This is a genomic window from Leisingera sp., assembly GCF_034669605.1.
Taxonomy (GTDB): domain Bacteria; phylum Pseudomonadota; class Alphaproteobacteria; order Rhodobacterales; family Rhodobacteraceae; genus Leisingera.
This window is the reverse complement of the sequence record NZ_JAXMOX010000294.1, coordinates 1-4,229: the sequence shown is the minus strand read 5'-3', so window position 1 is coordinate 4,229 and position 4,229 is coordinate 1. Positions and strand designations below refer to the sequence as shown.

General features: G+C 63.3%; 4 protein-coding genes. 3 read left to right on the top strand and 1 reads right to left on the bottom strand.

Annotated features, from left to right (window positions below):
- A partial coding sequence (locus tag VOI29_RS23005) for a THUMP domain-containing class I SAM-dependent RNA methyltransferase (protein WP_416361580.1) occupies positions 1-571 on the top strand: 571 nt, incomplete at its 5' end.
- 72 nt (positions 572-643) lie between these two features.
- On the opposite strand, the gene VOI29_RS23000 is transcribed toward VOI29_RS23005, so the two are convergent.
- Positions 644-1,876, bottom strand: a complete 1,233-nt coding sequence (locus tag VOI29_RS23000) for a hypothetical protein (RefSeq protein WP_323784026.1) — start codon at positions 1,874-1,876, stop codon at positions 644-646.
- A 363-nt stretch (positions 1,877-2,239) separates the two neighbouring features.
- Here VOI29_RS23000 and VOI29_RS22995 point away from each other — a divergent pair, with 363 nt between their 5' ends.
- Positions 2,240-3,253, top strand: coding sequence for a hypothetical protein (locus VOI29_RS22995; protein ID WP_323784024.1), 1,014 nt, complete (start codon positions 2,240-2,242; stop codon positions 3,251-3,253).
- A 90-nt stretch (positions 3,254-3,343) separates the two neighbouring features.
- On the top strand, positions 3,344-4,144 hold the full coding sequence (locus VOI29_RS22990; RefSeq protein WP_323784022.1) for a TIGR03084 family metal-binding protein: 801 nt from the start codon (positions 3,344-3,346) through the stop codon (positions 4,142-4,144).
- The last annotated feature ends 85 nt before the right edge of the window (positions 4,145-4,229 follow it).

Here is a 4,229-nt window from a genome sequence, read left to right as displayed (position 1 = left end):
ATGCGGTTATGACGGGGCTGAGCCGGTGGTGGACCCGATGTGCGGCTCCGGTACCTTTGTGATTGAGGCGGCAGAGATTGCCAAAGGCCTGATGCCCGGCCGCAGCCGCAGCTTTGCCTTTGAAAAGCTGGCCACGTTTGATGCGGCGGCCTGGTCCGCGCTGACGCAGCAAGGCGAAATCCGCGATACAGATCTGCTGTTCCACGGCTCTGACCGCAACGAAGGCGCGGTTGAAATGGCCGCAGCCAATGCGGACCGCGCCGGCGTGGCGGATTGCACCCGCTTTGCGCAGGCCGCCGTCAGCGATCTGCAGCGCCCGGACGGTCCGCCCGGCCTGGTGATCGTCAACCCGCCTTACGGTGCGCGGATCGGCAACAAGAAACTTCTGTTCGCCCTCTATGGGGCATTGGGGCAGGTGCTGAAGGAGCGCTTTTCCGGCTGGCGCGTGGGTATTGTCACCTCGGAAACCGGGCTGGCCAAGGCTGCAAACCTGCCGTTCCTGCCCTTTGGCGCCCCAGTTGCGCATGGCGGCTTGAAAATCCGCCTGTTCAAGACGGATCCGCTGCCCTGACACGGCCTGTAACGACCGGAGGGCGTCCGGTTGCGCCCCCCCTGCTGGTTGTGAAGAATATCTCAGGCCGCCTCAGACAATCTCGTAAAGATCTTCCATACCGCCCTCTGTCCCGCTGCCGGGCATGGTGCCGCCTACCGGCTGGGTCATCAGCGCCATGATATCTTCGGTACCGGGCTCGCCGCCGCTTTGGAACTGGCCGGCCAGATTGGCGTCATACCAGTTGCTCAGCCCGTCGCCTGTTACCCCGCCATTGGCATAGGATGCACCGCTGCTGGCTGCCGCCGCCGGGTCATAGCCGCCCTCCAGCACCTGCTGCGAGCCGTCCGGGTTGCTGACCACCAGCGACATGCTGCTGAGGTCGATGTCCTCCAGTGTCAGCCCGGCGTCGGACCACAGGGTGAAGTTGGCATTGGTGACGGTACCGTCTGTGCTGTCCGGCTCCTGGCCGAATTGCACCATGCCGTCAAAACTGCCGGGCACGGTGGTGCCGGTGTCCAGCGCATTGACTGCATTGGCACTGGCCGCATGGCCGGTGACCGGCAGCGCGTTCTCATCCGGGAAGAAATTCAACCCGTCGACGCTGGCGTCATCCGTCATGTTGAAAAACAGCCCGTCGATATCTGCAACTTCGCCATCCCAGGAGGTCGGTTCCATTTTGATGAACAGCTGCCCTTGCGGGGTCTGCAGCACCTCAACAGAGACACTGGGATCTCCATTGCCGCCGATCTCGAATGCGACCGAGGTTTTGCCGTCATTGCCGCCGTCATCTCCAGTGCCCTTGGTTCCGCCGGACCCTTTGGTGCCGCCGCTCCCCTTGGTGCCACCGGATCCAGAACCGCCGGCACCCGAACCGCCGGTGCCTGATCCGCCAGTGCCTGTTCCCTTGGTGCCAGGGCCGCAGCCTTTGGTGCCGCCGGATCCACCGGAGCCTCCGGTGCCGCCTGATCCGCCAGTCCCGCTACCGTTCCAATCGTCTTCTTCGCGGTACCACCAGTGCTTATTGCCGTGATGGCTCTTTCCGCCCCAGCCCTTGGTTCCGCCGGCCCCCTTGGTACCGCCGGACCCTTCGGCAACGCCGGACCCATTGGTGTCTCCGGTTCCGTCCTGGTCCTTTTCTTGCCACCAGTCTTGGCTGCCCTTGCCTTTCCAGCCAAAGCGGTCAGACAGGGTGCTGTCGTACCAGCGGCCGAAATGCCCGCCTTGCACGCCGCCGTTGTAATAGCTGTTGCCGCCGCAAGCCTGCTTGCCGCCCCAGGACGCATCCCCGCGTCCCCAGCCATTTGAATAATGTCCCCGGCCCATTTTTTTCTTCTCCCAGAAAAATTCTTGAAACAAAGCGGCGCTGCAGCTTTCCGCCACCCGCAAACGCGGATTGAGCGAGCCTAGGAAAACGGGCTGGAGAGGCCAAACTTTCGTCGTATTTTAGGCAATCTTTCATCGAACACGGAGCGGATCGGGAAACAAACCGCCTGATGCCGGCGGCATTATCCAGTTTTCGTTTCCAATCGGCCAATGCGGGCCGGCCGCCAACGTCCGAAACGGTCATTGAAGCGCTGGAAAAGCCCAGATCTGTCCCGAAAAGCGCCGTCTTTTGCCGCCAGAGTGCGACCTCATAAAGGGGAAACCGCACCGGTTTCGGGCGGCAGGTGGAAAAGGGTACCTGGGATGGCTGATGGTAGGTTTGACGACCGCTCCGCGTATATCGCGGGGGCGGCCCGCGCGGTTCTGGGTGAAGAGCCGCAGGAAATCTCGGCACCGGGCGGAAAGTCGCGTTCCTCCTTGCGGCTGCATTTCGGCGGCCGCACCGTGATCGCCACCCTGCGTGCCAACTTCCGGCGTACCCATCTGGAGGCCTTCGTGCTTGAGCAGCTGGCGCCCCATTGCGATGACATTCCGCAGGTGCTGGGTGTTCACAATGACGTTCTGTTTCAATCCGACAGCGGTCAGATCCGGCTCAGCGAAGAGATCATCGAACATGCGCCGGACGATCAGCTGGAACTGGCAGCAGAGGCTTGCGCCGCGATCTTCCGCATCCAGGCGGCCGCCCGCAAGACAGAGCTGCACAGCGTGCTGCCGCATCTTGGCGCCAACCGCAGCTGGATCCGCAATTTTGTCAGCTCGGCCGGGGCTCTGGAAGCCTATTCCATGGGCATCCCCGATTCATTCGACTACCCGGCAGTGGCCGAATTCGTGGAACAGCCCGGCGTTCAGTTTCTGAAATGGGACTGCCGCGCGGGCAATGCCGCGATCGGGGACGACGGGTTCGTGCGCTGGTTTGATTTCGAATATGCGGGCCTGCGCCACGGGGCCGAGGATTTCGCCTGGTTGATCGGGGATGAGACCTGGCCCATCGCCCCCGATCAAATGGCCGATGTGATGATCGAGACTTTCGACCCCGGCTGCGGCCATGAGATCGGCGCGTATCTGGAGTATCTTTCGGCCTATACCGCCCTGCATTGCATCCAGCGGCTGGAGCTGATCCAGAAAGAGGTCAAGAGCCGCGGCTGGCTCAGCCAGGAGCGGGTGCGCAAATATGATGATGCCGGGGTGCATCCGGAGTTTGCCGCGCAGCTGTGCCGGACCGGTGCCTACTATGCCGCACAGTCCAGGCTTACCGCGCCGCTCTGTCGCAACTTCGAGGCTGCCGGGCGCGCGTTCCAGGCGATGTCCGAAGGGTAGCGCCATTTTTACGTGTGTGACGTGCGGTTCAGGGTTCAGACCTTTTTGCCCGGCCGCTAGTCTGAAACCGGACTGAACCGGGGAGCAGACATGCAACAGGCCGAAGATTTCCGTGCCGAAAGCCGCGCTTTGGCGGCGATTCTGAAGAACCTGCCAGAGGCCGGCTTCCACCGCGCGACCCAGTTCAAGGGGTGGACCATTGATCACGTTCTGGGACATCTGCATCTGTTCAACGCCGCAGCGGAGACTGCCTTGCAAGGAGACGAGGCCTTTACTGCTTTCATTGCGCCAGTGCGGCGGGACATGCAGGCGGGCAAGCCCATCCTGGACTGTCAATTTCCCTGGCTGAACGGCCTGTCGGGGCGGGCGCTGTTCGAAGCTTGGCGGCTCGGGGCGGAGTCCTGTGCCGATGCTTTTGCCAAGGCGGATCCCAAACGGCGGTTGCAATGGATCGGCCCGGACATGAGCGCGCTCAGCTCGGTCACTGCCCGGCAGATGGAGACTTGGGCGCACGGACAGGAGATATTCGACCTCCTCGGCCGGGAACGGCAGGAGAAGGACCGCATCCGCAACATCGCGCATCTCGGGGTGGCGACCTACGGCTGGAGTTTCCGCAACCGCGGGCTGGCGGTGCCGGAGCCTGCGCCGTTTGTGCAGCTGACCGGGCCGTCCGGGGCGGTCTGGGAGTGGAACACGCCGCAGGAGGCGGGTTTTGTCAAAGGCTCTGCGGTGGAGTTTGCCCAGGTGGTCACCCAGGTGCGCAGCATTGCAGACACCAGGCTTCAGCTGTCAGGCGGGGCCGCCGTCAGCTGGATGCAGATTGCCCAGTGTTTTGCCGGACCGCCGGAAACACCGCCGGGCAAGGGCTGCCGGTACAAGGCGGAAGCCTGACACCCCTCCGATAGCCTCGAATCGCTCCCGCCCGGCTTCGGCCGTCCTCCCGGAAGGCCTGCGCCCGTTGGGCGTGGCGCCGCAC

Bases quoted from the DNA above. Each gene is read 5' to 3' on its own strand.
- VOI29_RS23000 (WP_323784026.1), bottom strand. From the start codon at position 1,876: ATGGGCCGGGGACATTATTCAAATGGCTGGGGACGCGGGGATGCGTCC.
- VOI29_RS22990 (WP_323784022.1), top strand. From the start codon at position 3,344: ATGCAACAGGCCGAAGATTTCCGTGCCGAAAGCCGCGCTTTGGCGGCG.
- VOI29_RS22995 (WP_323784024.1), top strand. From the start codon at position 2,240: ATGGCTGATGGTAGGTTTGACGACCGCTCCGCGTATATCGCGGGGGCG.